This is a genomic window from Advenella incenata (assembly GCF_004217095.1).
GTDB lineage: Bacteria > Pseudomonadota > Gammaproteobacteria > Burkholderiales > Burkholderiaceae_B > Advenella > Advenella incenata.
On the sequence record NZ_SHKO01000001.1, the window covers coordinates 1,399,157 to 1,424,063 of the forward strand.

Genomic DNA, 24,907 nt, shown 5'->3' on the forward strand with positions numbered 1-24,907 from the left:
CGGGTTCCTGTTCGCTGTCTATTTGGCTGCGTTGCTGCCCGACACTCTGTGAGGACATATGTCAACACCCATTACCCCGTTAAGTGACTCGCTGGCGGTGGCGCCCCAACTGGGCGCCGAAGACATGGCCGCTGTCAAGGCGGCGGGATACCGCAGCGTCATTATCAATCGTCCCGATTATGAAGGCGGCGAATCGCAGCCTGCCTCTGCCGATGTCATCAAGGCTGGTGAGCAGGCTGGTCTGACGGTGGTGTACCAGCCTGTCGTCAGCGGCGCCATTACTCCCGAGGACGTCAAGGCTTTTCGTCAATACCTCGACACCTTACCCGCGCCAGTGCTGGCATACTGCCGCTCGGGTACGCGTTGCACGCATCTATACAATGCGGCCAAACAGGAAACATCGCAGTCTTAAGGAGTCCCACCATGTTCAATAAAATTCTTCTTCCTATCGACGGTTCGGACATTTCTGCACGGGCAGCCAATTCAGGCATTTGCTTCGCACGGCAGAACAGTGCCGAAGTTATCGCGATCAACGTGACGCAGCCGTTTTCAACATTGATCGGCTTTGACGGCATGGCGGCATCCTACGCCATTTCCGACGGCGACTATGAAGAGGCTGCGCGCAAGGAGGCCGAGTCCTATCTGAAACCGGTGCTGGATCGCGCCCAGACTGCAAATGTGAAAGCTACGTCACTCATCATTTCCAACTACAGCGTAGCTGACGGAATTGTCGAGGCCGCCAAGGAAAATGGCTGCGATCTTATTTACATCGCCAGCCACGGTCGCAGCGGGCTGTCCCGGTTGCTGCTGGGTAGCGTGACAACCAAAGTGCTGTCACTGGCCCACACATCGGTGCTCGTGTATCGCTTGAAAGACCAAAGCAACAGTTAGTTCCTGTTTTTGGTATTGCGATTCGCCGGCAGGAATGCCTGCGGCGAATCCGCAAGTGTGCGCAGCACAGGCATGGTTGATCAGGCGATCGACTACCTATGCCACCTGCAATATAAATCGCGTCATGGATGCACCTGGCTGGGTCGAGGATTCGACCCGAATAGTCCAGTGTTCAAGTTCACAAATGTGCTGCACAATGGCAAGGCCCAGTCCGCGCCGCTTCGGCGCGGCCGCAATGGCACTGCTGTTCTCGGCCATCTGCGTGTCGCGTGTGTGTCCACTATAATAACGTTCAAAAATTCTGGGCAGATCGGCCTGGGCAATGCCCTTGCCGTTGTCTTCGAAATACAGGCGCGTGCCCGATAAATAGACGGTCAGGGTCGTCGCGGCAGCATGCTCCAGGGTGTTGCGAATCAGGTTGCGCATGATCATCTGCATCGCGTAGCGATTAACGGTCAGCACCTCGCCCGGCAGCAATTGGTTGATCAGCTGCAACTTTATATCTTCATTATCACCCGTGCTGGTGCTCCACGCATTTTCCAGGCAATCGCGCAGGTTGACCGGCTCGGGGTTTTGCCGTGCCTGTGTTTTCAGATGGACCGTACTCTCCAGCGTATCGGTGATCAGATCGACATTGCTGAGCGTACGTTTGAGCCTCATGCGGGTTTCGTCAAGCAGCAGGGTATCTTCCAGCGCAAGTTCAGCATCGGTGCGAATCGTGGTCAGCGGGGTGCGGATTTCATGATTCAGGTTTGCGGAAAATTCCTTTTCCTGCGCAATGGATTTTTCAACCTGACTCTGCATCCGGTTGAAGGCTTCGATCAGGCGTCCCACTTCGTCATTTCGACTGGGAGACAGATTCGACGCACCCGGCGCCCAGGTTGACAGGGTCTGGGTCAGGCTTTGCACCGGGTCGGTAATGCGCCTGGACACGCCGCGCGCCAGGAAGTACGATAAACCGATGCACAGCATGCCGGCCATGATCACGATGAGAGCAAAGTCATGCACCCGTTGCTCATTGAGTGTTGCGTCGTAAAGCAGGACTGTCTTGCCCTGGTCACGGGAAAACACCAGTACATGCCAGGTATCGTCGCCCGGCTGCATAAAGTATGCACCGTCGTTCAGATTGCGCAACAGGGACGGCAGCTGGCTTTCGTCAGCGGCACTGGCAATATCCCAGCGCCTGATGGGCTGGTTCTGGCTCTCCTGCGCTCCGTTGTCGGGCCGGCTGGCCAGATGGGCATCCAGTGCAACAATCCGGTCCTTTTCAGCCAGCAAGGTCGAATCCACCAGATTGTCTTCCATGCTGTCAAATGCCCAGAGCGAGAGCACGCACAGCGCCACGACAAAAAGCGTGACGGCGCCGGTCAGCGCCAGCGACATCCGTTGCGTCAGCGATAGCGAACCGCGGTTTTTCATGACTGCGCTTCCGGTTTGCCAAGGCGCCACCCGGTGCCATGCACGGTTTCAATGACATCACAATCGTGTTCGGCCAGGGCTTTGCGCAGCAAATGAATCTGGCTGCGCAGGGCATCCGATGATTTCGGGTCGTCCGCCCACAACAGGCTCTCGAAGCGCTCTTTGGTAATGACTTCACCGGGGTGTTGCAGGAAGGTGCTCAGGATATCGTAGGACTTGCGCGTCAGGTGTACCGGCACCCCCTTGATGGCGACAATATGTGAGCGCGTGTTGATCTCGATCGGGCCCCAACGTCTGACCGGGTCGGCCACATTGCCGGAGGCGCGCTTGATGAGTGCGTTGATCCGCGCTTCAAGTTCACTCAGTGAGAACGGTTTGGTCAGGTAATCATCGGTGCCCAGGGAAAAACCGGTGAGCTTGTCCTGCAAGGCATCGCGTGCAGTGAGAATCACCACCGGGGTGCTCAGCTTAGCCTGATCACGGATGTATTGCAGTACGTCAAATCCGCTTTTGCCCGGCAGCCCGAGGTCCAGAACAACAGTATCAAAGGCATACTGGTCAAGCAGGGTAAGGGCGGCATGGCCTTCATAGGCAACATCCACCATATAGCCTTTTATTTCCAGATAGCTGCAGACGTTGGCCGCAATACTGATTTCGTCTTCGACCAGAAGGACGCGCTTGTGGGTGCTCATGATAGTTCCTGGAACAGGTGCTGGGGCGATACGTCCCAGATGTGCTCCATTATAGAAAAACGCCGCATCAAGCAGTGCTTTTTGCGGCGTTGTCGACCAATTGGCAGGGGCCTCCCGGGATGGTCCGATTAGAGCGTAGCCCGGGTCCTGCTATGGCCAAGGCTGGTTACTTGAACAGGGCTGCAGCGGTGATGATGGTATTGGCCACACCCCAAATCAGCGGGATACCAACCAGAAGCCAGAAGGCCACGATCAGTCCCACTGGGGTTTTTCTTTGAGCAGTATCTTGCATTTTCTCTCTCCGTGTTATTTGGCGCCGGCCGCAATCGGCTCGCCCGCAACGCTGTCTGCCGGCATATGATGTTCGGCGGCAACTGGACGGATCATCATATTGCAGATGAACCCAATGACCAGCAACCCGGCCATCACATACATGGTGTAGATGTAGACGTCAGACGGTGGAATGCCCATCTGCAGCTGGTAATCACGAATGTAATTGACCAGGACCGGGCCGAACACACCGGCTGCAGACCATGCCGTCAGCAGACGTCCGTGTATCCCGCCCACATAGCGGGTGCCGAAAAGATCGGCCAGATAGGCCGGGACCGTGGAGAAACCGCCACCATACATGGACAGAATCACCAGATAGAACAGCACGAACAGGGCCACGTGACCGCCGGTGCCCATTCCCGGAACCAGCAAATACAGCACGGTGCCCAGCACAAAGAAGGTGCTGTAAGTCAGCTTGCGTCCGATATAGTCCGAGACGGTTGACCACAGGAAGCGCCCGCTCATGTTGGCTAGCGACAGCAGGCCGACGAAACCGGCTGCGGCTGCGGCGGTAATCATGCCCTGAAAGCTTTCCTGAATCATCAGCGAGGCCTGGCCAAGCACACCGATACCGGCAGTCACGTTCAGGCACAGGGCCCACCACAGCAGCCAGAATTGCGGGGTTTTGATGGCCCGGTCTATATGCACGTGGTTGCGGGAGATCATGGCGTTTTGCTGCACCGGCGGTGTCCAGCCTTCAGGCTTCCAGTCGGGCGCCGGAATGCGCACCGACAGTGCGCCAATGCACATATAGATGAAGTACACGACACCCAGCACCACGAAGGTCTCGGTCACACCCATCGATGTCTCAGATTTAAACGTGTTCATCAGTTTCAGAGACAGTGGCGAGGCGATCATGGCGCCGCCGCCAAAACCCATGATGGCCATGCCTGTGGCCATGCCGCGCCTGTCGGGAAACCATTTGATGAGGGTGGAGACCGGCGAGACATAGCCAATGCCCAGGCCGATGCCGCCCAATACGCCGTAGCCGAAATACACCAACCACAACTGATGCAGTTGCAGGCCCAGCGCTGCAACCAGAAAGCCGCCGCCAAAGCAGCATGCGGCAGCGAACATGGCCTTGCGTGGTCCCACTTCTTCCAGCCACTTTCCAGCAAAGGCCGCTGACAGGCCGAGAAAAACAATGGCGATACTGAAGATCCAGCCCAGTTCCGGAATGGTCCAGTCACCGGGGGCGGATTCGGAAATGCCCAGCAACTGGGTCATTGGTTTATTGAATACCGAAAAGGCATAGGCCTGTCCAATACATAGGTGAATGGCTAACGCAGCAGGCGGAACCATCCACCTGTTAAAACCCGGACCGGCTGTGATCCGCTCCTTGCTGAAGAATCCGCCACGGGTAACGGCTTGATTCATAGATGTCTCCTTGGATTATGGATTATGCATGGCCTGACGGCCTTATGGTGTAGCGGGTATGGCAGTTTGTGCAGCGGGTTTGAGTTCCGCCTTGTGGTTATTGATGGCTTCCAGTGCGAATGCTGACAGCCCTATTTCTCCATCCTGCCCGTCAGGATGCTGTTCCAGAAATTCGAGCAGGGCAATGCGCATACGTGGCTCCCAGAACTTGCGGATATGCTCGTAGACGCTGCGCAGACCTTCTTCCCTATCGGGCAGTGCTTCGAAAAAGCCGGCAATCTGGTTTGCCATCTTGATGAGCATTGCGGTCGTGTTGAACACATGTGGAGTCGTCATAATGCCTTGCCTTTGTCCGATAATTGAAAGCGTTGTGAATGGGCGTAGATTGTAGCCTGCTGGGCGCGCGTAAAGCCCAGCAGCGTGATGCCGGTTTCTTCGGCCAGCGCGATCGCCGCCGATGTTGGCGCCGAGACCGCTGCAAGTACAGGGCAGCCAGCCATTGCGGCTTTCTGTACCATTTCAAAGCTGGCGCGGCTCGATACCAGCAGCGCGCCGTGACCGATGGGTTGGGTATCCCGTAACAGGGCGCCGATGGTTTTGTCCAGTGCGTTATGCCGACCCACGTCTTCCCGGATGAAGGTGGGGGTGTGGCCGTTGGCGGCCACCCAGGCAGCGGCATGGGTGGCGCCGGTGTCCTGGTGCAATGGCTGTTGTTCACGCAGGGCGCCCATGGCCTTGAGCAGTTGCGCCAGTGTCAAGCCCGCCGGCACGGCGTGCAGGTTATGTTGTTGTACAGAGGAGGGGGCCAGGGCCGATGTAGCGGGGCTGACCGCGTGACTGGGCGGCGCTACGGGCGGCAGCCGGCGCACCGCTTCCAGGGTTTCAACTCCGCACAGGCCACAGGCCGTGCGTCCGGCCATTTGCCGGCGGCGCTCCTTGAGAAATTGCATGCAGGCCGGGCTGATCTGCACATGCAGAATGATGCCCAGGTCCGTGCGCTCCTGCTCGATATCACGAATGTCATCAGGAGAGCGCACAATGCCTTCTGTCAGGCAAAAGCCCCAGGCGAAATCTTCCAGATTATCCGGTGTGGCAAGCATGACCGCATGGTTGATGCCATTGAGTTCAACGGCTACCGGTGTTTCGACGGCAATCGCATCGCTTTCGGCTTGCGAATGCATGAGGCCGTCGTGCACGCGGGTGACCTGCAAGCGCAGACTGCGCGCCGGTGCTGCGGGCAGCGCGACCGTATCGGTCGGATCGCTGCCCTTGAGTGCGGCCGTTGAAACTGAGGTGACGACCTTGTCCATCAAGAAAAATCCTGTCGTTAACCGGTTACCGGTGTTTCGTCCATCGTGACGCGATTTTTCAGAAGTGCACGCTGTTCACGATTGATTTCGGACCACTTGTGTTGCCAGGCCGACGGTTGCGTGACACGTGTTACTTGCACGGCGGTTACCTTGTACTCGGGGCAATTGGTGGCCCAGTCCGAGTTGTCGGTGGTGACCACGTTCGCGCCTGATTCAGGGAAGTGGAAGGTGGTGTAGACGACGCCTGGCTGAACCCGCGTGGTGACATCGGCCCGCAATACCGTTTCGCCGGCGCGGCTCTGGATGCCCACCCAGTCGCCCTGGCTGATGCCGCGATCTTCGGCGTCAACCGGATGAATTTCCAACACGTCTTCCGAATGCCACGCCACATTCGGGGTTCTGCGCGTTTGCGCACCCACGTTGTACTGCGACAGAATCCGGCCAGTGGTAAAGAGTAGTGGAAATTTGCGCGTGCTTCTTTCGTCCGTCGGGATGTATTTTGTAATCATGAACTTGCCTTTGCCGCGTACGAACTCGTCAATATGCATGATCGGCGTGCCTTCGGGCGCCAGATCGTTGCACGGCCACTGCACGCTGCCCATTTTTGTGATGAGATCGAATGAGACGCCGGTGAACGTTGGCGTTAGCGCCGCGATTTCGTCCATGATTTCCGACGGATGGTTGTAGTCCATGGGGTAGCCCAGGGCATTGGACAAGGCGCAGGTAATCTCCCAGTCTGCCATGCCGCTGGCCGGTTCCATAACCTTGCGTACCCGTGAAATACGACGTTCCGCGTTGGTAAAGGTGCCGTCTTTTTCCAGGAAGGTTGAGCCGGGCAGGAATACATGGGCGTACTTGGCGGTTTCGTTCAGGAAAATATCCTGGATCACCACGCACTCCATGGCCGACAGCGATGCGGCCACGTGTTGGGTATTCGGATCCGATTGCACAATGTCTTCACCCTGGCAGTACAGCCCCTTGAAGGTGCCTTCCAGCGCGGCATCAAACATATTCGGAATGCGCAGGCCGGGTTCTGGCTGCAGGGTGACGTTCCAGGCTTTTTCAAAGTCGTGACGGGTTACATCATCGGAAATATGGCGATAGCCGGGCAGCTCGTGCGGGAACGAACCCATGTCGCAGGAACCCTGCACGTTGTTCTGGCCGCGCAGTGGATTGACGCCCACGCCTTCGCGTCCGATATTGCCGGTGGCCATGGCCAGGTTGGCGATGGCCATCACTGTGGTGGAACCCTGGCTGTGTTCGGTCACGCCCAGCCCGTAGTATATGGAGCCGTTGCCGCCGGTGGCAAAAAGCCTGGCTGCACCGCGGATCTGCTCGGCCGGAACGCCAGTTTCAGCTTGCATCGCTTCAGGAGAGTTTTCCGGCAGGCTGACAAAATCAAGCCATTCTTTGAATGCTTTTTCTTCGCAGCGCTCGCGGACAAAGTCCAGATTGACCAGGTTTTCCGTGGCAATCACATGTGACATGGCCGACAGCAGCGCGACGTTGGTGCCCGGGCGCACCTGCAAATGGTAATCGGCGCGAACGTGCGGGGAGCTGACCAGCTCGGTCTGGCGCGGATCGATGACAATCAGGCGCGCGCCCTGGCGCAGCCGCTTTTTCAGGCGCGACGCAAAGACAGGGTGTGCGGCGCTTGGGTTGGCGCCCATGACGATAACCACATCGGTGAACATTACGGAATCGAAGGTCTGCGTACCGGCCGATTCACCCAGCGTAGACTTCAGGCCATAGCCGGTGGGCGAATGGCAGACGCGGGCGCAGGTGTCCACATTATTGGTATTGAAGGCGGCGCGCACCAGTTTTTGCACCAGCCAGGTTTCTTCGTTGGTGCAGCGGGACGAGGTGATGCCGCCCACGGAATCACGTCCGTATTTGCCTTGCAGACGTTTGAATTCGCTGGCTGCGTAGCCAATGGCTTCGTCCCATGATACTTCGGTCCATGGGTCGGAGATGCTTTTGCGGATCATGGGTTTGGTAATGCGTTCTTTGTGGGTGGTGTAGCCCCAGGCAAAACGTCCCTTGACGCAGGAGTGACCGCGGTTGGCCTTGCCATCTTTCCATGGCGTCATGCGCACCACAGTCTCGCCTTTCATTTCAGCCTTGAAGGCGCAGCCCACACCACAATAGGCGCAGGTCGTGATGACCGAATGATCGGCCTGGCCCAGTTCGATAATGCTTTTGTCTTCCAGTGTTGCGGTCGGGCAGGCCTGTACGCAGGCGCCGCAGGACACACATTCGCTGTCCATGAACGGCTGGTCCTGGCCGGCCGATACGCGCGAGGCAAATCCTTTACCGGAAATGGTCAGGGCAAAAGTGCCTTGGGTTTCCTCGCAGGCGCGAACGCAGCGGTTGCAGACAATGCACTTGCTGGGATCATAAGTGAAATAAGGGTTGGACTCGTCCTTCTGGTCCTGCAGGTGATTGGCGCCTTCGTAGCCGTAGCGCACGTTGCGCAATCCGACCACACCTGCCATATCCTGCAATTCACAATCGCCATTGGACGGGCAGGTCAGGCAATCGAGCGGGTGGTCGGAAATATACAATTCCATGACGCCGCGCCGCAGTTGATGCAGCTTGGGTGTTTCGGTGCGGATGACCATGCCTTGCTCTACCGGCGTGGTACAGGAGGCCGGGTAACCGCGTCGGCCTTCAATTTCCACCAGGCACAAACGGCATGAGCCGAAGGCTTCAATGCTGTCGGTGGCGCACAGTTTGGGAATGTTGACGCCGTTGAGCGCAGCCGCGCGCATGACCGATGTGCCTTCGGGCACCGATATGTCGTAACCGTCAATCGTGACGGTAATCAGCGTGTCGGAGGTGACTTCGGGTGTACCCAGATCGGTATCACGTTTGACGACGGTTTCTAACATTGGAAGCTCCTTGCCTGTTGCGGCAGCGGATAAATTTCTTGGTTCATGAATGTTCGGTTTCTGTGCTCGCTTCGATGCCAAAATCGGCAGGGAAGTGCTGCAGGGCGGACAATACAGGATAGGGCGTCATGCCACCCAGGGCGCACAGCGAGCCGCCCAGCATGGTATCGCACAGATCGCGCAGCAGTTCGACATTTTCTGCGCGATTTTCGTTGGCGGTAATCCGGTCGATCACTTCCGTGCCGCGCGTGGAACCGATACGACAGGGGGTGCATTTGCCACAGGACTCGACGGCACAGAACTCCATGGCATAGCGCGCCAGATCGTTCATTTTGGCGGTGTCGTCGAACGCGACAATACCGCCGTGGCCGATCATGGCTGACACCTTCATATAGGCTTCGTAATCCATGGGCACATCCCATTGCGATTCCGGCAGGTATGCGCCCAGCGGGCCGCCTACCTGTACAGCTTTGATGGGCCGGCCACTGGCGCTGCCGCCGCCGTAATCAAAAAGCAGTTCGCGCAAGGTCAGACCAAAGGCCTTTTCCACCAGCCCGCCCTGGCGGATATTGCCCGCCAGTTGAAAGGGCAGAGTCCCTTTGGAACGCCCCATCCCGTAGTTGGCATAAGCCTGGCCGCCTTCGGCAAGAATGTAGGGAACCGACGCCAGCGATATCACATTATTGATGACCGTGGGTTTGCCGAAAAGGCCCTTGATGGCCGGCAGCGGCGGCTTGGCCCGGACCAGTCCGCGCTTGCCTTCGAGCGAGTCCAGCAGCGAGGTTTCTTCCCCGCAAATATAGGCGCCGGCGCCTTTGCGCACTTCAAGTGAAAAGGATTTGCCACTGCCCTGGATGTCTTGTCCCAGCCAGTTGGCTTCGGTCGCCACGGCGATGGCGCGGTTCAACGCTGCAATCGCGTGCGGATATTCGGAGCGCACATAGATGTAGCCGTAGGTTGCATCGGTTGCCAGTCCGGCGATGGTCATGCCTTCAATCAGGCACAACGGGTCGCCTTCCATCAGCATGCGATCGGAGAAAGTACCCGAGTCGCCTTCGTCTGCATTGCAAACGACATATTTCTGCTGTCCCGGTGTTCCCAGGACGGTTTTCCATTTGATGCCGGTAGGAAACGCAGCGCCGCCTCGTCCACGCAGGCCGGAATCGGTTACTTCCTGCACGATATCGGCCGGCGCCATGGTCAGGGCTTTTTTCAGGCCTGCAAAACCACCGTGCGCCATGTAGTCTGTGATGGAGAGAGGGTCGGTAATGCCTACGCGCGCAAAGGTCAGGCGTTCCTGTTTTTTCAGAAAAGGAATGTCTTCGGTGAGGCCGTGGGCCAATGCATGCTGGCCGCCTTGCAGGAAATTGGCGTTGAACAGGGACGGCACATCGCTGGCCTTGACCGGGCCATAGGCCACGCGGCCATTTTCGGTCTGTACTTCGATCAAGGGTTCAAGCCACAGTAGCCCGCGCGAGCCGTTGCGCACCACGGTAATGTCCTGATTGCGCTGCGCCGCCTCTTTGCTGATGGCTGCCACCACACGTTCGGCGCCAGCGGCAATGGCCGCAGCATCAGCGGGGATGAAGATTCGAATAGTCATACAGAGACGGCCTCCGTGTGTTCGCGATACAGTTCATCGAACGCTTGCGGCGTGACATGCGCACAGGGTTCGCCGTTGATCATGATATTGGGCGACTGTGCGCACAGTCCCAGGCAATAGACTGCATCGACAGACACCTGGCCATCGGCGCGGGTGCTGTTCATGTCACAGCCGGTGGCCTCGCGTATGTGGGCTTCAAGCTTTGCTGAGCCCATGGCCTGACAGGATTCGGCCCGACAGACTTCGATATGCACTGCGCCCTTGGGCGTGGTGTGAAAATGGGGGTAGAAGGTGATGACACCATGCACTTCGGCGCGCGATAAATTCAAAGCCTGTCCAATCTGGTCGACGCACTCAGGCGGGATATAGCCCAGTGTATCCTGGATATCATGCAACACCGGCAACAGTGCGCCCGGCATATTGCCCAGTTTGACCAGGCTGGCCGACACGGCGCGCGAATTGGGCGTCTCTGGTGTCAGTGGAATCATCTTTCTGATCTTGTTATCGACCGACTGAATGAAAGGCGAGGAAATGCCCGATTTGGACATGGCTGTCTCCGATACGTGTTTGAGCCTGTTTAATATGTAATTGGCATCATAATAAAATGCTGCAGCACCGCAAAGTGCAGGGATGTTAAATTCCCATTTGACAAATGTGCTTATAGCCTCAATAGTAGCCACTTCAGATATATTTTCAATATGAAATTAATAACACATATAATGGTGGTGAAACTGCCAAGGGAGATTGCACTATGTACCCGTTTTCGATCAGGATAAACCCTGAGTGGACCATCGATACCCAGGAAGGTAAAACCCTGTCGCTATCCATGCTGCTGGGTTTGCTGGCTGAAATCGATATCAGCGGCAATATCGTGGCGGCCAGCGAGACTTGTGGGCATTCCTATCGTCACGCCTGGGGCGTGTTGCGGCAGTTTGAGGAGATTTTTGGGGTGCCGCTGCTCATTACCAAGCGGCGCAAGGGGACAGAGCTGTCCGAATTTGCCAAGCGGCTGGTGTGGGCCAACCGGCGCATCCAGGCGCGACTGTCGCCGACCCTGGAAAGCCTGGCCTCCGAATCACAAGAAGAGCTGGAAAAGCTGATCCCGGAGCATACGCCCAATGTGCGCTTGCATGCCAGCCATGGCTTTGCGGTGGAGGGGCTCACGCAACGCATGAATTCACCGCTGCCTATTCTGGAGCTGCGCTACCGCACGGCCATAGAGGCGCTGGCGGCGCTGGAACAGAACGAGTGTGAGCTGGCCGGGTTCCAGGTGCCTATCGGCAAGTTCGAAAAACCGATCCTGGCCCGTTACTCGCCCTGGCTCAATGGCGAGACGCATTTGCTGGTTCACCTGGCCATTCGGAACACCGGGCTGTTCGTCAAGCCGGGCAATCCGAAGAATATCCAGTCGGTCCGGGATCTGGCGCGTGATGATGTGCGGTTTGTGAATCGTCAGCCGGGTTCAAGTACACGTTTTCTGGTGGGGCTGATGTTGCAGGAAGAAAATATCCCGACCTCATCAGTCAGTGGTTTCGAAGACAGCGAGTTTACGCACATGGCCATCGCAGCCCATATTGCAAGTGGCATGGCCGATGTGGGCATTGGCGTGCAGACTGCGGCCCATCGTTTCGGTCTGGACTTTATCCCGCTGGTGCGCGAGCGCTATTTTTTCGCCCTGAACCGCAATAGTCTGCAGCAGATCAATGTGGAAAAATTCATTCATTTCATGCGCAGTCAGGATTATCTGCAATTTCTCGGGCAGTTGGTAGGGTATGATGCAACTGAGGCAGGCAAAATCCAGACATTAGACGAAGCCTTCAATGACTAACATTATTCCCATTTCCGATATCCGCAAGGTAGCTCAGCGGCCCCTGCCGCAGGCGGAGTACATACCCGGCCGCCCCGTTGTGGACCAGCTGGGCCGTGCCTTGCGTGACTTGCGCATCTCGATCACCGACAAATGCAATTTCCGTTGCTCGTACTGTATGCCGCGTGACCAGTTTGGCAGCGATCATGTGTTTTTGCCGCACAGCCAGATTCTGTCGTTTGAAGAAATTACCCGCATGGCGCGCCTTTTTGCCCAGTTAGGTGTAAACAAGTTGCGCATCACAGGTGGCGAACCACTGCTGCGCAAGGAAATGACCCGCCTGATTGCCATGCTGGCCCAGATCAGGGATCTGGAAGATAAGCCGCTGGATATTGCACTTACCACCAACGGCACGCTGCTGCAGCGTCTGGCCGTGCCGTTGCGGGACGCCGGGCTGGAACGGATTACCGTTAGCCTGGATGCGCTTGATCCTGATCTGTTCCGGCAGATGAGCGATACCAAAATCCATGTAGACCAGGTGCTGGCCGGTATCGACGCCGCGCAGCAGGCAGGCATTACACCGATCAAAATCAATATGGTTGTGAAAAAGGGTGTGAATGAACACCAGATTGCGCCGATGGCGGAGTATTTTCGCCATAGCGGCCATATTCTGCGATTCATCGAATTTATGGATGTTGGCGTGACCAACCACTGGGATATGACAGATGTGGTCAGCGGCCGGGAAATCCTGCAACAGTTGCAGGCCAAATTCGAGCTGGAACCGGTGCATGCCAACTACCCGGGCGAAGTCGCAAAGCGCTGGCGCTACAAAGATGGTGGCGGCGAGGTGGGTCTTATCACAAGTGTGACGCATGCATTCTGTGGGGACTGCACCCGTCTGCGCATGTCGCCGGAAGGCAAGTTGTTTACCTGTCTGTTCGCAGACCAGGGCTTTGACTTGCGCGCGTTATTGCGCTCAGACGCAACAGACCACGCTATTGCAGGTGCGCTGGCAGGTATCTGGACGGGCAGGGCCGATCGGTACTCCGAATTGCGTGACCAGCTAAGCGGTAAGCGGGAAAAAATAGAAATGAGTTATATCGGGGGCTGAACATGACCGCCATACCACAGCCGGCACCACTTCGGCCGCAGGACGTGACGGCACTGATACTGGCCGGGGGCCAGGGTCGGCGGTTGGGCGGGGTGGACAAAGGTCTGGTCCGGCTGCATGCGCGTCCCCTGATCGAATATGTGTTGCGGGCGCTGCGGCCACAAGCGGCCAGCGTGCTGATCAGCGCCAACCAGAATCAGGAGCAGTACCGAAAATACGGGCAGGTCGTACAGGACCCGGCTGAGTTCGATGGTAGCCAGGGTCCGCTGGCCGGTTTGCTTGCGGCGGCACCTCATATAAACACGCCGTGGCTGGTTGTGGCCGGATGCGATATGCCGGCGCTGCCGGATGATTATGTGGCGCAGCTGTATGCTGGGCTGATGGCCCAGGGGGGGCAGATTGCCTTTGCGCACGCCGGCGCCCGCGACCATTCCATCTGTCTGCTGTTGCATGCAAGCATGCTGGCCACAGTGCGGGAATACCTGCAAGGTGGTCGCCGCGCTGTGCTTCCCTGGCTGGAATCACAGCACGCGGTGCGGGTGGTGTTTGATCATGCCCAGGCTTTTTTGAATGTCAATACGCCAGAGGAATTGGCGCTTGCCCAGGCCAGCGTGACGGCAATCGACTAGCGCCCGCATGAATAGGTGGCCCATGGCCACCATGATGGGTCCCATTTTTAACGAATCCAGTCTTCCTTGGGGTAGACCCATACGCGATCGCCCCCGGTATATTTCTGTACTGCGGGCACGCGAGCAAAGGCGTTAGCCCAGGGCAGCGACGAGCTCATGCCGGATCCCTGCCGTTCATAGGGTTCAGCCATGAGCAGCCCGGTTTGTTCGTCCTGGGTGATGCGAACGCGCAGAAACTCATCGCGGGTTTCGTTAAAAACCCTGTCGGTTTTCAGCGTGGCCTGAATCCGCGATGGCAGGCATTGCCTGCGTCCCTGCAGCTTGCGGATCAGTGGCGAAACCAGCACGGCCAGCACGGTATACGCGGAGACCGGGTTGCCCGGCAGGCAGATCACAGGGACGTTATTGACGCTGGACAGGGCTACCGGTTTACCCGGCTTCATGCGCACCTTCCAGAAATCCAGGCTGGCACCCAGCGCTTCCAGCGCAGGCTTGACCAGATCCTTTTCACCCACCGATACGCCGCCGACACTGATAACCAGATCGCAGTCGGCAAACAGGGTATTTAATGCTTCGCGTGTTGCATCCATATCGTCCATGGCATGCAGGACATGTTCAACCTGTGCACCCAGGGTATGAAACAGCGCGGTCAGCATGGGCGCATTGGAATTGAAAATCTGTGACGATTGCCGTGATTGCCCCACGGGTACCAGCTCATCGCCGGTCGTCAGAATACCTACCTTGAGCCGGCGATAGACCGTCAGCGTGGCAATGCCCTGGGTGGCAATAAGGCCGATCTCGGCGGCGCCCAGTACCGTGCCTTGCTCCAGCAATACGCTGCCGGAGCGGGTATCTTCACCCTGGCGGCGAATATTCTGGTTTTTAACGGGAGCTTGCGTGATCGTGACCTGTCCGTCTTCTTCGCTGCACACCTCTTGTATGACGACCGTATCGGCACCCTCGGGAATCAGGCTGCCGGTAAAAATGCGGGAGATTTTCCCGGGCTCCTGCGGTTGCGGCGCCTGTCCGGCAAATACACGCTGTTGCACGGGCAGGCTCGAGCCGGGAACATAGTCCTGCAGGCGCAATGCGTAACCATCCATTGAGCTGTTGTCGGCAGAGGGCATGTCCAGTGTAGCCACGACATCCTGTGCGAGCACGCGTCCCTGCGCCTGTTGCAGGCTGATGGTTTCCACTGGGATGTCGGCGATGGGCAGATCCAGCAGCCGCTGCTGGGCAGTATCAAAATCGAGCATGGTGGCGTTTCCTGTGGTCATTTCTCAAATATGTAATGTACGGAATAGGGCATAAGTGATGGCAATGGCGGGACTGATGGCCAGCGCAATTGTGCCGGTCCTGGTCGTCATATGCAACCGGGCTGTTGACGACATAACCGCAACGCGGTAAAAAAACGGTCCGCGCAGCGCGGCGCTGCTTCCCTTGCATGCTGTGTCGTGGGCTGACCGCAGCCGCTTGCCCGTAGGTTTCGAGCCTTTTATCGCAATTGCCATTATGGCCTGATGTCGATCACGTTTTAATCACGCTTGGCATAAGCTGATGCGAAATTGCAGGGCTGGTGGTGGCTGTCGAATTGCTCGCGCAGAATTTTTTCCCAGCCCAGGCGACAGGCGCCGCTCGAGCCTGGCAGGCAGAAGATCAGGGTGTTGTTGGCCTTGCCGCCCAGGGCGTTCGATTGCAGGCCCGACGAGCCAATGTCGGCAAATGAATAGGCGCGGAACAACTCGCCAAAACCGGCAATTTGCGTATCGAGCAAGGGGGTGACGGCCGCCAGCGTGGCGTTCCTGTCGCGCATGCCCGTGCCGCCATTGGTAATAATGGCGTGAATATTTTCATCCAGGATCCAGTCGGATAAATGCTTGCGGATGGCGTATCGGTTATCCGGGCAAATGGCCTGTCCTGCTACTTTGTGTCCGCTGTCGGCAACGGCTTGGGCCAGATAGCGGCCCGAGCTGTCGTTTTCCTGGGTACGAGTGTCGTGGATGGTCAGAATCGCAATATGCAATGCCACTTTGTTGTCGTTTTCTGTAAGCGACTTCATTTATGTCCGTCCTGCTCAGGTGTTCTTGCTTGCGCTGTGTTGTCTTGCGGCTCGGTCCATTTCTCCAGGCGCTGCTGGTCGGCGCTGCGCGCCTGCACCCAGAATGCCTTGCCATCGGCCAGCGTTTCCCGCTTCCAGAAAGGCGCGCGGGTTTTGAGCGCATCCATGATGTACTCGCAGGCGGCAAAGGCATCGCCGCGATGGGCGCTGGCAATGCCAACGAAAACGATCTGTTGCTGGCGTGACAGGGCGCCTACCCGGTGCACGATGGTACTTTGGACAATATCCCAGCGCTGCATGGCTTGTTGTGCAATATCGGCCAGTTCCTGCTCGCACATGCCCGGGTAATGTTCAAGAAAAAGTTCCTGCGTCGGCTGCGATGCCGAGTAATCGCGCACATAGCCCACGAAGGAGGCCACGGCGCCGGCCTGACCCTGACTGCGTTCGTGCAGTTCGCGAATCAGTTGTCCGGCATCGAAATCGGCGTGCTGTACTGCGATCATGTCAACCTCCGGTCACGGGCTCGAAGATCGCTACTTCATCGCGATCATGAATAAGGGTGTCGGCCTGAGCATGTTTTTTATTGACCGCTACTTTGAGTACGCCGATATCCTTGAGCGCCGGGTATGTCTCATGCAGTTGCGCCAGCCATGTGTTGACGGCAACCGGGGCGGGCAAAGCCAGTTGTTCAGTACGCTTGCCGGTGAGCTCGGCAATGCGGGCGAAATACAGAATATTAATCACAACGCCATTCTCCACTCTTGCCACCCGATTTATATTCAAGTCGGGTGTCTTCAATAATAATGCCTTTGTCAGCGGCCTTGCACATGTCATAAATGGTGAGCGCGGCAATCGAACAGGCGGTGAGCGCTTCCATTTCGACGCCGGTTTTATAGTCGCTGCGACAGGTCGCGCGGATGGTGACGCACTGCGTCTGATCGTCCAGGGCAAAGTCGATCCCTGCGAACGTCAGCGGCAGGCTATGACACATGGGGATCAGTTCGGCGCAGCGCTTGGCGGCCAGCACACCGGCAACGCGGGCCGTATTGAGCACTTCGCCCTTGCTGTTTTCCGCTGCATTGAGCGCAGCATAGGAGCGGGGCGTCATGCGTACAACGCTGCGTGCCACTGCAGTGCGCGCGGTGGCAGTCTTGCCCAGTACGTCAACCATGCGGACCTGACCGGCTTCGTCCAGATGGCTAAGTGCCGATGCGGCGGAATCGGCCTTGGCCGGAGTATCGGAAACGACAGATGTTTTTTTCATGCGCAATAAGCGGTCCGGGACCGCAAAAATAAAAATGGAACCGTGCAACCGTACTGTCGTGATGGCAGTTTCATGGTGCGAACGCGGTATCCAATAACTATACCTGTATTTGTGCTCGTTGTGAAAAACGCCCCTACCGGTGTAGGTATTTGTGTCACAGGAAAATGTTAGGGTATGGACGCAGGGCTCATGGGGGATTTACCCTTTGCTGCGAAGCCAGGTGTTACACTAACTGCACACGCATTTGCTTAAATCAGACAGGAGTCAATATGACAATCAGCATTGGAGATCGGGTACCCGAAGGTACACTTACAGAGTTCATCGAAAGCACAGATAATGGCCAGAGTGGCCCGCAGGCCTTCAAGGTGTCTGAACTGGTCAAAGGCAAGAAAATAGTGCTTTTTGCCGTACCTGGCGCCTTCACGCCGACCTGCACGACCAAGCATGTGGTTGATTTTATTCGTGATGCAGAGCAGATCAAGGCCAAAGGCGTGGATGAAATCTGGTGTGTGGCCGTTAACGATGCTTTCGTGATGGGCGCCTGGGGGCGCGATACCGGCGCAACCGGTATTATCCGTTTGCTGGCCGATGGCGCTGCCACCTGGACAACAGAGTTGGGCCTGGAGCTGGATCTTATTGCGCGTGGCCTGGGCGTGCGTTCACGTCGTTATTCGGCCATCCTGGAAGATGGCGTGGTCAAGCAGTTGAACGTCGAAGAGGGTGGTGAATACAAAATCAGTGGCACCCAGACGATCCTCTCCCAGCTATAAAGCATCATCGGGCCGGCGCTGCGGGTTGCGTCGGCCGTCAAAGACGTAGCCTTTATTGCAGTGGTTATCGCAGGACCGCCGGCCGCACTTGAACGGGCCGGCTGCAGGCAGTTTCATTTTTATTACCTTTGTTGTTTTTTTATCGTCCGTCTTTTTCGTCGGGTCAGAATGATCAGCCTTTTTCTGTCTTTTTTCTCTCTGTATCTTGCGACATTGCTCATGTCGCTCGGCACGGGTCTGTACAACACATTCATCGCGTTGCACCTGACAGCAGAGGGGGTCAGCCAGGTCTGGATCGGTTTGCTGATTGCCGCTTTTTACACCGGCCAGGTACTGGGCGCGCGTTTCGGGCACAAGCTGGTGCAGCGCGTGGGGCATATCCGTGCCTATGCGATTTCAGCGGCGATGGTGACGGTGCTGGTGCTGGCCCAGACAATTACTCCCCTGTTGCCAGTCTGGGTATTTTTGCGTTTCCTGACCGGCGCGACCATGGTCACGCAATATATGGTGCTGGAGAGCTGGCTTAATGATCAGGCCGACCAGAAACAGCGCGGCAGCGTTTTCGCCTTTTATATGGTCATGTCCGGCCTGGGTCTGGTGTTTGGCCAGATGACCGTGTCGTTTTTCTCGCCGGAAGATCTGACCACGCTCAATGTGGTTGCCATGTCCATGGCGCTGTGTCTGATTCCGGTGGCCATTACGCGGCGCAGCCACCCGGCCTTGCAGGTGCATGCGCCGATCAAACTCAAAGTGTTTATTCGACTGGTGCCGATGTCCATGTTCGTGCTCTTTGTGGCGGGCAGTATTACCGGTTCCTTTTACGGCCTGGGGCCGGTGTATGCCAGTAAAGAGGGCATGGATACCGACCAGGTTGCGGTGTTTCTGTCGGTCTCAGTCATGGCGGGCTTGCTGTCGCAGTGGCCGATGGGCTGGTTGTCCGATCGCATTTATCGCCTGAACATGATTCGCGTCAATGCCCTTTTGCTGGGGCTGCTGACCATCCCGCTTTACGGCTACTGGCATCTGCCGTATCCGTTGATGCTGGTGATGGTGGCGATCTTTGGCGTCCTGCAGTTTACGATTTATCCGCTGGCGACCGCTTTTGCCAATGAACACGTCGATCCGTCGCTGCGTGTCGGCTTAAGCGGCGTGTTGCTGATGACCTATGGCGTTGGCGCCAGCCTTGGCCCGCTGCTGGTTGGTAAGCTGATGGACATAGGCGGCGCGCCCATGTTCTATATCTATACGTCGCTGGCGGCCTTTTCGCTGGTGATCTTTGTACGCAAGGAGAAAGTCAAGGGCACCTACAAGGTGGATCCCGAGCCCTTTGTGCCCATGTCGGTTAACGTTCCGGCCTCTCCCATGGCAACTGCGCTGGATCCGCGTGTTGATGAATCGATTGATATTTCATCTGACGCACAAGCGATGGAAAAAGTACTGGATATTATCCAGGCTGGCGACCCGATTACTGAACTGAACCTGCCGCAGCGCGCCGATACGGATCACTCTGTGGCAGACGAAGATCTGTCCATGGCCGGAGAAGACGTGTCAGAGCAAGAGGCCGAGGGCAAAGAAGCAACAGACCAAGGTGCCGCAGACGAAGGTGTGGCAGACGAAGGGGCGGACGAAAGGGCATCTGATGGTGCGCATCCGACAGAGCCGCCGGTTAAAAAATCGTAGTTTTTGTCCGGCGCGTCGGGCAACATGTCGCACGATGCTGCGTTCAATAATGACATCTGCAGCGCGGGGAAACACATCGCGCCCTCTGGATCGTTGGTCTTCAGGCGCGGGCGATCATTGCCACGAACGAAGCGCTTCATCGATATGATATGCCTGCGGTGCGTGGCGTAACGCGCCCGGTCCTGCAACCGGTCTGGCCATCCCTATGTTTCTCTGCAAACTACAAATGTAATATTACAACCACGGCGGCCAGAACGTCGCCGTCGGGCCTGGCCTGTCAGGGCCCGGCGCAAAGGGCAATAGCGGCAGGTCTCGTCCGGTCTCATGACATCTGTTGCAAACCATACTTTGACTTGTCCCCAGGGCCAGGCACTCGCCTAGAGAAAATTTTCCCAGCAGGCCGAAAATCCAAAAAAGTTATCAGATAACCTGATATATTTATGCCATGCAAATGACAACTTCAACGCTGACCGACCGCGTAGCCCAGGCGCTGATGCAGCGCATTGCCGATGGCGAATACCCTGTGGGGACTAAACTGCCGTCGGGCAAGTTGCTGGCGGCAGAGTTTTCCGTCAGCGCCGCGGTTATCCGCGAGGCGACCGAACGTTTACGGACCAAGGGGCTGGTGCGTACCCGGCAGGGCGCCGGTTGCATGGTGCTCAGCCGCGATGTCAATGAAGGTTTTCAATTGCCGGTGCCGGAAATGGTGGATCGCGATGCCTTGCGCCATATTTATGAATTGCGTTTTGAAATCGAAGGCGCTGCGGCGGCATTGGCTGCCGTCAGGGCGACCACCGAAGATTTGCGCAATATGCAGCATATTTTGCGATCGCTGGAAAAAAGCCTGCACCAGCCTGAAGAAGCGCTGGAGTGGGATGTGGGGTTTCACCGGGCGATTGCCGAGGCAACGCATAACCCGCATTATCGTGACTTGCTGGCTTACCTGGCAAGGCAGTGGCGACAGAGTGTACACGCAGCCAGGGTCCATACACTGAAGACGGAGCAGGCATTACAGACGCAGCAGGCCTCGCACCCGGACAAGCGAGAGCCGGCCCATAGCCCATTGTCCAGACAGGTGCATGCCGAGCATGAGCAGGTGCTGGAGGCCATGCGTCAGCGCGATCCGGAACTGGCCCGCAGCCGTGCCCAGACCCATCTGCGCAAGGCCAGTGAACGGTTGGGGCTGGATACCAGTGCGCTCTCGCGCAAGACCGGCAGCTAAGGCACAGAACCAGGAATTTATTATTTTCGTAATCACACTGACTGCAACACATGCAACTGTCGCAGTTGGCTTCAACCATATTAGGAAAGACAATGCAGGAGTTTCTTGAAAAATTGCAGGCTGCGCTGGGGCCAGACGTGGTGCAGACCGAGGCAGCCATCATCGAACCATGGCTGAGCGACTGGCGCGGTGTGTATAAAGGCAATGCCCAGGCGGTGGTGCGCCCGGTTTCTACTGAACAGGTTGCACAGTGTATGCGTCTGTGCAGTCAGTACAAAGTGCCGGTCGTGACGCGCGGCGGCAATACCGGGCTTTGCGGGGCCGCCACGCCCGATGCGGGTCCCGACAACATTATTCTGTCTCTGGACCGCATGAACAACATCCGCGCCATTGACACCATTGCCAATACGTTGGTGGCCGATGCCGGCTGCATTCTGGGCAATCTGCGACGCGCTGCCCAGGAGCAGGATCGCCTGTTGCCGCTCAGTCTGGCGGCAGAAGACTCATCACACATTGGCGGCAATGTGGCAACCAATGCCGGTGGCGTCAACGTGGTGCGTTACGGTATGGCGCGCGAGCTGGTATTGGGCATCGAAGCCGTGCTGCCGGATGGAGAGATTTTCAATGGCCTGCAGACTTTGCGCAAGGATAATACCGGCTATGACCTGAAGCAGTTGCTTATCGGTTCCGAGGGCACGCTGGGCGTGATTACCGCGGTTGCACTCCGGCTGCATGCGCCAACGCATGTCCGTAGTGTGGTGCTGGCAGCAGTCGAGTCCGAGCAGCAGGCGCTGGAATTGTTTCGCCTGGTGTTTGGCGCCTGCGGGCCGCGGCTGCAGGCCTTTGAGTTCTTCACCGACGCCTGCCTGGATTTGGTGCTGACACACGTCGAAGGGGTGCAATTGCCTTTTGGCGACCGGCATCCTGCCTATGTGCTTATCGAGCTGGCCGATACGGCCAATGAGCAGGCGCTGAGCCAATTGCTGGAAGAGGTCATCGGCCAGGCGCTGGAACAGGAACTGTGTGCGGATGCGGCGGTATCTGCCTCACTGGCGCAACTGCAGGCGCTATGGCGCTTGCGTGAAGAAATTTCCGAAGCGCAGCGCGCCGACGGCCCGCATCTGAAGCACGATATCTCATTGCCCATTGAGCGCATTCCGGAGTTTGTCAACACCGCGCAAGCGCAGCTGCGCAAGGTCAGCCCCGATTGCAGGCTGTTTATTTTCGGTCATTTCGGCGATGGTAATTTGCACTATAACGTGTCGCGTCCGCAAGGGGCGGACAAGACTTGGGCGGCCGAATGGGAGACCCGGATCGCAGACGCCGTGTTCGACGAAGTTATGGCGTATGGTGGCAGCATTAGTGCAGAACACGGTATAGGGCAATTGAAGCGTCATGCCTTTTTGCATCATAAGGATCCATTGCAATTGAAATTAATGCGCCAGATAAAGCAGGTATTTGACCCTCATGGCATCATGAATCCAGGCAAAGTGCTGTAGCCGGCAACAACACTGACCAGCCGTGCATGCGTTCTGGCTGACTTTCTGTCTGATATAAAAACGGGCAGCAAGCCCAACGGCACCGCCAAAGATTGGTTTCTTAGTCCAATTTTTTGGCGGTGCCGTTTTTTTACCGCAGGTTACCGCAGGCGTTCTGCCAGCGCAGCCCGCAGCGCATATGGTGTGAGGTGTTTTGCGCCAGGGTACAGGCTGCGATTGGCCGGAGACTCAGCCTGCACAAACGCATTGTGTTGGCGTCATCCGCTGACCACGGTCCAGTAGTACAGCGTGAGGACCGCGATAATCGCAAGTGCAATGCCCAGTAGATTGATGCGGCTGATTTTTTCGCGAAACAGGACGGCCCCTACAATCGTGCCCAGACTGATTACGCCGATATTCATGACCGTAAACACCAGTGTCGGATTTTCATGGAAGGTCTGGTGGGCGCGAATATAAAAAAGAATATTGCAGAAATTGAGCAGGCCCAGCAGCAGCCCTCCCAGGACGCTGCGGCCATTCCATTGCGTGCGGCGGACCAGCAGATACCCAAACATAATGACCCCGGCAAGCACAAAAGATAAAAACAAACCGCTGGAAAATGCAGTGCCTGTTTTGGCGATCTGCTTGAACAGCATATCGACCACACCATAGCCAAGCCAGATCAGAAAGAGATAAAGCGCACCCTGGCGCACGCTGGTCCTTGGCGTGGTATCTGCCGGCTTCCATAATAGGCAGAACAACGCGGCGAATGCCAGCGCCAGGCTCAGGCCGCGATTGACCGAGAGTGCTTCGCCAAACAGGACGAACGAAGCCAGCACGGTCAGAAACAGGGACAACCGCTGTGCGGCATCAGAGCGCACAATGCCGGCATATTCCACCCCTCGCGACATGATCATGAACAGCACCGGCAGTATGATGCCCAGTATGGCGAAAAGCAGCCATGGAAAGTGGTGGCCGGCTTTGGGTTCAAGAGAAGGCGCAAGCAGGAACCAGGTCAGTGCGCTGGCCATCACATAATTGAAGGCGATGGCCTGGCGGATATCAATCCCCTGGCGGCGGGCGACCTTGAGCAGCACCGAGACGGCCACACTGCAAAGAATGCTTAGAATGAGATAGGTCATATTTCAATTGTGAATGAGAAAGGGTGATATCAGGTTACGGTGATGCCGCGGTCGGGTTGGTCAGGGCGCAGCCAGCTCACTGCTGGTGCAGGCGCATGGTTGCGCAGCTGTGTCCGCTGCTGGTGTTGCTGGATCATCGCTGCGGTACTGACCTATCGGTTTGAGATCGAGTCGCTGGAACAATGCCTGGTCTGCCTGCAACTGCGGGTTACCGGTGGTGAGCAGTTTTTCTCCGTAGAACATGGAATTGGCCCCGGCCATGAAGCATAGGGCCTGCAGGCTGTCGGGCATGGCTTCGCGTCCGGCTGACAGGCGTACAAAGGTGCCGGGCATGGTAATGCGGGCAACCGCGATCGTACGGACGAACTCGAACGGGTCGATCTCTTCGTTGTCGGCCAGGGGTGTACCTTGCACTTTGACCAGATTGTTGATCGGCACCGATTCCGGATAAGGATTCATGTTGGCCAGTTGGGCAATCAGTCCGGCCCGCTCGCGGCGCGACTCACCCAGGCCGACAATACCGCCGCAGCATACGTGAATGCCGGCATCGCGTACACGCTCCAGCGTGTCCAGTCGGTCCTGATAGGTACGGGTAGTAATGATTTGCCCGTAAAACTCAGGCGAGGTATCCAGATTGTGATTGTAATAGTCCAGCCCGGCTTGCTTCAGTTGTGCTGCCTGGCCGTCACGCAACATGCCCAGCGTGACACAGGTTTCAAGGCCCAGCCCCTTGACGGCCCGGATCATGTCGGCGACTGCGTCGACCTGATGCGGCTTGGGATTGCGCCAGGCGGCGCCCATGCAGAAGCGCTGCGCGCCGGCGGCTTTGGCCTGCTGCGCCGCTTGTATTACCTGGTCCAGCGGCATGAGTTTTTCACGCTCCACGGCGGTGTCGTAGCGGGAAGACTGCGGGCAATAGGAACAGTCTTCAGGGCAGCCGCCCGTCTTGATGGAAAGCAGGCTGGAAAGCTGCACCGCGTTGGGTTCGTGATGTTCGCGATGCACCTGCTGGGCGCGGAAAAGCAGATCCATGAAAGGCAACTGGTATAGGTCCAGTATGGCCTGGACAGTCCATGCGGCGCCGGACTCACGGGTTTTGTGCACTGAAAGGGTATCCATGCTTACGTTCCTTGTCGTTTAGATAATGTCTTGCCGCACGGGCGGTGCAGGGCAAGGGAGGGTGACGATGTAAACGTATGCTACGCACGCGGTGTAATTGATGCAATTTAAAT

At 57.2% G+C, this 24,907-nt stretch carries 25 protein-coding genes; 9 read left to right on the plus strand and 16 right to left on the minus strand.

Going from position 1 to position 24,907, the window contains the following annotated elements; translation table 11 throughout:
• Positions 1-58 precede the first annotated feature (58 nt).
• Entirely contained in the window at positions 59-412 is a 354-nt protein-coding gene (locus EV681_RS06355) for a protein tyrosine phosphatase family protein (RefSeq protein WP_128395235.1), read from the plus strand.
• Between the two features lie 11 nt (positions 413-423).
• The gene (locus tag EV681_RS06360; RefSeq protein ID WP_128395236.1) at positions 424-891 is read left to right on the plus strand and encodes a universal stress protein; all 468 of its coding nucleotides are present in this window, start codon (positions 424-426) and stop codon (positions 889-891) included.
• 96 nt (positions 892-987) lie between these two features.
• Here the strand turns inward: EV681_RS06360 and EV681_RS06365 are convergent, their stop codons facing one another.
• The 9 genes from EV681_RS06365 to EV681_RS06405 all read right to left on the minus strand — a co-directional run bounded on the left by EV681_RS06365 (position 988) and on the right by EV681_RS06405 (position 11,061).
• Positions 988-2,310, minus strand: coding sequence for a HAMP domain-containing sensor histidine kinase (locus EV681_RS06365; RefSeq protein ID WP_130303541.1), 1,323 nt, complete (start codon positions 2,308-2,310; stop codon positions 988-990).
• Positions 2,307-3,002, minus strand: a complete 696-nt coding sequence (locus tag EV681_RS06370; RefSeq protein WP_130303542.1) for a response regulator transcription factor — start codon at positions 3,000-3,002, stop codon at positions 2,307-2,309. The genes EV681_RS06365 and EV681_RS06370 overlap by 4 nt, the downstream gene beginning before the upstream one ends.
• Before the next feature lie 166 nt (positions 3,003-3,168).
• Positions 3,169-3,294 carry an MFS transporter small subunit gene (locus EV681_RS06375; RefSeq protein ID WP_128395239.1) on the minus strand — a complete coding sequence of 42 codons (126 nt, stop codon included), beginning with the start codon at positions 3,292-3,294 and terminating at the stop codon, positions 3,169-3,171.
• A gap of 14 nt (positions 3,295-3,308) precedes the next feature.
• Positions 3,309-4,709, minus strand: a complete 1,401-nt coding sequence (locus EV681_RS06380; RefSeq protein WP_130303543.1) for an L-lactate MFS transporter — start codon at positions 4,707-4,709, stop codon at positions 3,309-3,311.
• Positions 4,710-4,751: 42 nt separating this feature from the next.
• Entirely contained in the window at positions 4,752-5,045 is a 294-nt protein-coding gene (locus EV681_RS06385) for a formate dehydrogenase subunit delta (protein ID WP_128395241.1), read from the minus strand.
• Positions 5,042-5,890 carry a formate dehydrogenase accessory sulfurtransferase FdhD gene (locus tag EV681_RS06390; protein ID WP_242612219.1) on the minus strand — a complete coding sequence of 283 codons (849 nt, stop codon included), beginning with the start codon at positions 5,888-5,890 and terminating at the stop codon, positions 5,042-5,044. Before EV681_RS06390 ends, EV681_RS06385 begins: the two co-directional genes overlap by 4 nt.
• Positions 5,891-6,036: 146 nt before the next feature.
• The gene (gene fdhF, locus EV681_RS06395; protein ID WP_130303544.1) at positions 6,037-8,910 is read right to left on the minus strand and encodes a formate dehydrogenase subunit alpha; all 2,874 of its coding nucleotides are present in this window, start codon (positions 8,908-8,910) and stop codon (positions 6,037-6,039) included.
• Between the two features lie 43 nt (positions 8,911-8,953).
• A complete protein-coding gene (locus EV681_RS06400; RefSeq protein WP_130303545.1) occupies positions 8,954-10,513 on the minus strand; it encodes a formate dehydrogenase beta subunit in 1,560 nt (519 codons plus the stop codon).
• Positions 10,510-11,061: a formate dehydrogenase subunit gamma gene (locus tag EV681_RS06405; RefSeq protein WP_130303546.1), complete on the minus strand. Its 552-nt coding sequence runs from the start codon at positions 11,059-11,061 to the stop codon at positions 10,510-10,512. Before EV681_RS06405 ends, EV681_RS06400 begins: the two co-directional genes overlap by 4 nt.
• A 203-nt stretch (positions 11,062-11,264) precedes the next feature.
• Between EV681_RS06405 and EV681_RS06410 the strand changes: the two genes are divergently transcribed.
• From EV681_RS06410 to mobA, 3 genes are read left to right on the plus strand one after another with little or no spacing between them, the layout of a single operon-like run.
• Complete coding sequence (locus EV681_RS06410) at positions 11,265-12,341, plus strand: substrate-binding domain-containing protein (RefSeq protein WP_128395245.1); 1,077 nt, start codon at positions 11,265-11,267, stop codon at positions 12,339-12,341.
• Positions 12,334-13,431, plus strand: coding sequence for a GTP 3',8-cyclase MoaA (gene moaA, locus EV681_RS06415; protein ID WP_130303547.1), 1,098 nt, complete (start codon positions 12,334-12,336; stop codon positions 13,429-13,431). The genes EV681_RS06410 and moaA overlap by 8 nt, the downstream gene beginning before the upstream one ends.
• Positions 13,432-13,433: 2 nt before the next feature.
• Complete coding sequence (gene mobA, locus EV681_RS06420; protein WP_130303548.1) at positions 13,434-14,060, plus strand: molybdenum cofactor guanylyltransferase MobA; 627 nt, start codon at positions 13,434-13,436, stop codon at positions 14,058-14,060.
• A 47-nt stretch (positions 14,061-14,107) separates the two neighbouring features.
• On the opposite strand, the gene EV681_RS06425 is transcribed toward mobA, so the two are convergent.
• The 5 genes from EV681_RS06425 to moaC all read right to left on the minus strand — a co-directional run bounded on the left by EV681_RS06425 (position 14,108) and on the right by moaC (position 17,383).
• Positions 14,108-15,316, minus strand: coding sequence for a molybdopterin molybdotransferase MoeA (locus EV681_RS06425; RefSeq protein WP_130303549.1), 1,209 nt, complete (start codon positions 15,314-15,316; stop codon positions 14,108-14,110).
• 278 nt (positions 15,317-15,594) lie between these two features.
• Complete coding sequence (locus EV681_RS06430; protein WP_128395249.1) at positions 15,595-16,119, minus strand: molybdenum cofactor synthesis domain-containing protein; 525 nt, start codon at positions 16,117-16,119, stop codon at positions 15,595-15,597.
• The gene (locus tag EV681_RS06435; RefSeq protein WP_128395250.1) at positions 16,116-16,622 is read right to left on the minus strand and encodes a molybdenum cofactor biosynthesis protein MoaE; all 507 of its coding nucleotides are present in this window, start codon (positions 16,620-16,622) and stop codon (positions 16,116-16,118) included. Before EV681_RS06435 ends, EV681_RS06430 begins: the two co-directional genes overlap by 4 nt.
• Position 16,623: 1 nt before the next feature.
• Positions 16,624-16,863, minus strand: coding sequence for a molybdopterin converting factor subunit 1 (moaD, locus tag EV681_RS06440; RefSeq protein ID WP_128395251.1), 240 nt, complete (start codon positions 16,861-16,863; stop codon positions 16,624-16,626).
• Complete coding sequence (moaC, locus tag EV681_RS06445) at positions 16,856-17,383, minus strand: cyclic pyranopterin monophosphate synthase MoaC (protein ID WP_128395252.1); 528 nt, start codon at positions 17,381-17,383, stop codon at positions 16,856-16,858. Before moaC ends, moaD begins: the two co-directional genes overlap by 8 nt.
• 269 nt (positions 17,384-17,652) lie before the next feature.
• Between moaC and EV681_RS06450 the strand changes: the two genes are divergently transcribed.
• From EV681_RS06450 to EV681_RS06465, 4 genes are all read left to right on the plus strand, one after another.
• Positions 17,653-18,153 carry a peroxiredoxin gene (locus EV681_RS06450; protein ID WP_128395253.1) on the plus strand — a complete coding sequence of 167 codons (501 nt, stop codon included), beginning with the start codon at positions 17,653-17,655 and terminating at the stop codon, positions 18,151-18,153.
• A 168-nt stretch (positions 18,154-18,321) separates the two neighbouring features.
• A complete protein-coding gene (locus EV681_RS06455; protein WP_130303550.1) occupies positions 18,322-19,833 on the plus strand; it encodes an MFS transporter in 1,512 nt (503 codons plus the stop codon).
• A gap of 451 nt (positions 19,834-20,284) precedes the next feature.
• On the plus strand, positions 20,285-21,055 hold the full coding sequence (locus EV681_RS06460) for a FadR/GntR family transcriptional regulator (RefSeq protein ID WP_128395255.1): 771 nt from the start codon (positions 20,285-20,287) through the stop codon (positions 21,053-21,055).
• A gap of 92 nt (positions 21,056-21,147) precedes the next feature.
• Entirely contained in the window at positions 21,148-22,554 is a 1,407-nt protein-coding gene (locus tag EV681_RS06465) for an FAD-binding oxidoreductase (protein WP_130303551.1), read from the plus strand.
• Between the two features lie 257 nt (positions 22,555-22,811).
• Here the strand turns inward: EV681_RS06465 and EV681_RS06470 are convergent, their stop codons facing one another.
• Positions 22,812-23,675, minus strand: coding sequence for an EamA/RhaT family transporter (locus EV681_RS06470; RefSeq protein ID WP_130303552.1), 864 nt, complete (start codon positions 23,673-23,675; stop codon positions 22,812-22,814).
• A 60-nt stretch (positions 23,676-23,735) separates the two neighbouring features.
• Positions 23,736-24,794: a biotin synthase BioB gene (gene bioB / locus EV681_RS06475; protein WP_128395258.1), complete on the minus strand. Its 1,059-nt coding sequence runs from the start codon at positions 24,792-24,794 to the stop codon at positions 23,736-23,738.
• Positions 24,795-24,907 lie beyond the last annotated feature (113 nt).

Excerpts from the sequence above, each read along its gene's own strand:
- EV681_RS06355 (WP_128395235.1), top strand. The coding sequence starts at position 59 with ATGTCAACACCCATTACCCCGTTAAGTGACTCGCTGGCGGTGGCGCCC.
- EV681_RS06360 (WP_128395236.1), top strand. The coding sequence starts at position 424 with ATGTTCAATAAAATTCTTCTTCCTATCGACGGTTCGGACATTTCTGCA.
- EV681_RS06365 (WP_130303541.1), bottom strand. The coding sequence starts at position 2,310 with ATGAAAAACCGCGGTTCGCTATCGCTGACGCAACGGATGTCGCTGGCG.
- EV681_RS06370 (WP_130303542.1), bottom strand. The coding sequence starts at position 3,002 with ATGAGCACCCACAAGCGCGTCCTTCTGGTCGAAGACGAAATCAGTATT.
- EV681_RS06375 (WP_128395239.1), bottom strand. The coding sequence starts at position 3,294 with ATGCAAGATACTGCTCAAAGAAAAACCCCAGTGGGACTGATCGTGGCC.
- EV681_RS06380 (WP_130303543.1), bottom strand. The coding sequence starts at position 4,709 with ATGAATCAAGCCGTTACCCGTGGCGGATTCTTCAGCAAGGAGCGGATC.
- EV681_RS06385 (WP_128395241.1), bottom strand. The coding sequence starts at position 5,045 with ATGACGACTCCACATGTGTTCAACACGACCGCAATGCTCATCAAGATG.
- EV681_RS06390 (WP_242612219.1), bottom strand. The coding sequence starts at position 5,890 with ATGCATTCGCAAGCCGAAAGCGATGCGATTGCCGTCGAAACACCGGTA.
- fdhF (WP_130303544.1), bottom strand. The coding sequence starts at position 8,910 with ATGTTAGAAACCGTCGTCAAACGTGATACCGATCTGGGTACACCCGAA.
- EV681_RS06400 (WP_130303545.1), bottom strand. The coding sequence starts at position 10,513 with ATGACTATTCGAATCTTCATCCCCGCTGATGCTGCGGCCATTGCCGCT.
- EV681_RS06405 (WP_130303546.1), bottom strand. The coding sequence starts at position 11,061 with ATGTCCAAATCGGGCATTTCCTCGCCTTTCATTCAGTCGGTCGATAAC.
- EV681_RS06410 (WP_128395245.1), top strand. The coding sequence starts at position 11,265 with ATGTACCCGTTTTCGATCAGGATAAACCCTGAGTGGACCATCGATACC.
- moaA (WP_130303547.1), top strand. The coding sequence starts at position 12,334 with ATGACTAACATTATTCCCATTTCCGATATCCGCAAGGTAGCTCAGCGG.
- mobA (WP_130303548.1), top strand. The coding sequence starts at position 13,434 with ATGACCGCCATACCACAGCCGGCACCACTTCGGCCGCAGGACGTGACG.
- EV681_RS06425 (WP_130303549.1), bottom strand. The coding sequence starts at position 15,316 with ATGCTCGATTTTGATACTGCCCAGCAGCGGCTGCTGGATCTGCCCATC.
- EV681_RS06430 (WP_128395249.1), bottom strand. The coding sequence starts at position 16,119 with ATGAAGTCGCTTACAGAAAACGACAACAAAGTGGCATTGCATATTGCG.
- EV681_RS06435 (WP_128395250.1), bottom strand. The coding sequence starts at position 16,622 with ATGATCGCAGTACAGCACGCCGATTTCGATGCCGGACAACTGATTCGC.
- moaC (WP_128395252.1), bottom strand. The coding sequence starts at position 17,383 with ATGAAAAAAACATCTGTCGTTTCCGATACTCCGGCCAAGGCCGATTCC.
- EV681_RS06450 (WP_128395253.1), top strand. The coding sequence starts at position 17,653 with ATGACAATCAGCATTGGAGATCGGGTACCCGAAGGTACACTTACAGAG.
- EV681_RS06455 (WP_130303550.1), top strand. The coding sequence starts at position 18,322 with ATGATCAGCCTTTTTCTGTCTTTTTTCTCTCTGTATCTTGCGACATTG.
- EV681_RS06460 (WP_128395255.1), top strand. The coding sequence starts at position 20,285 with ATGACAACTTCAACGCTGACCGACCGCGTAGCCCAGGCGCTGATGCAG.
- EV681_RS06465 (WP_130303551.1), top strand. The coding sequence starts at position 21,148 with ATGCAGGAGTTTCTTGAAAAATTGCAGGCTGCGCTGGGGCCAGACGTG.
- EV681_RS06470 (WP_130303552.1), bottom strand. The coding sequence starts at position 23,675 with ATGACCTATCTCATTCTAAGCATTCTTTGCAGTGTGGCCGTCTCGGTG.
- bioB (WP_128395258.1), bottom strand. The coding sequence starts at position 24,794 with ATGGATACCCTTTCAGTGCACAAAACCCGTGAGTCCGGCGCCGCATGG.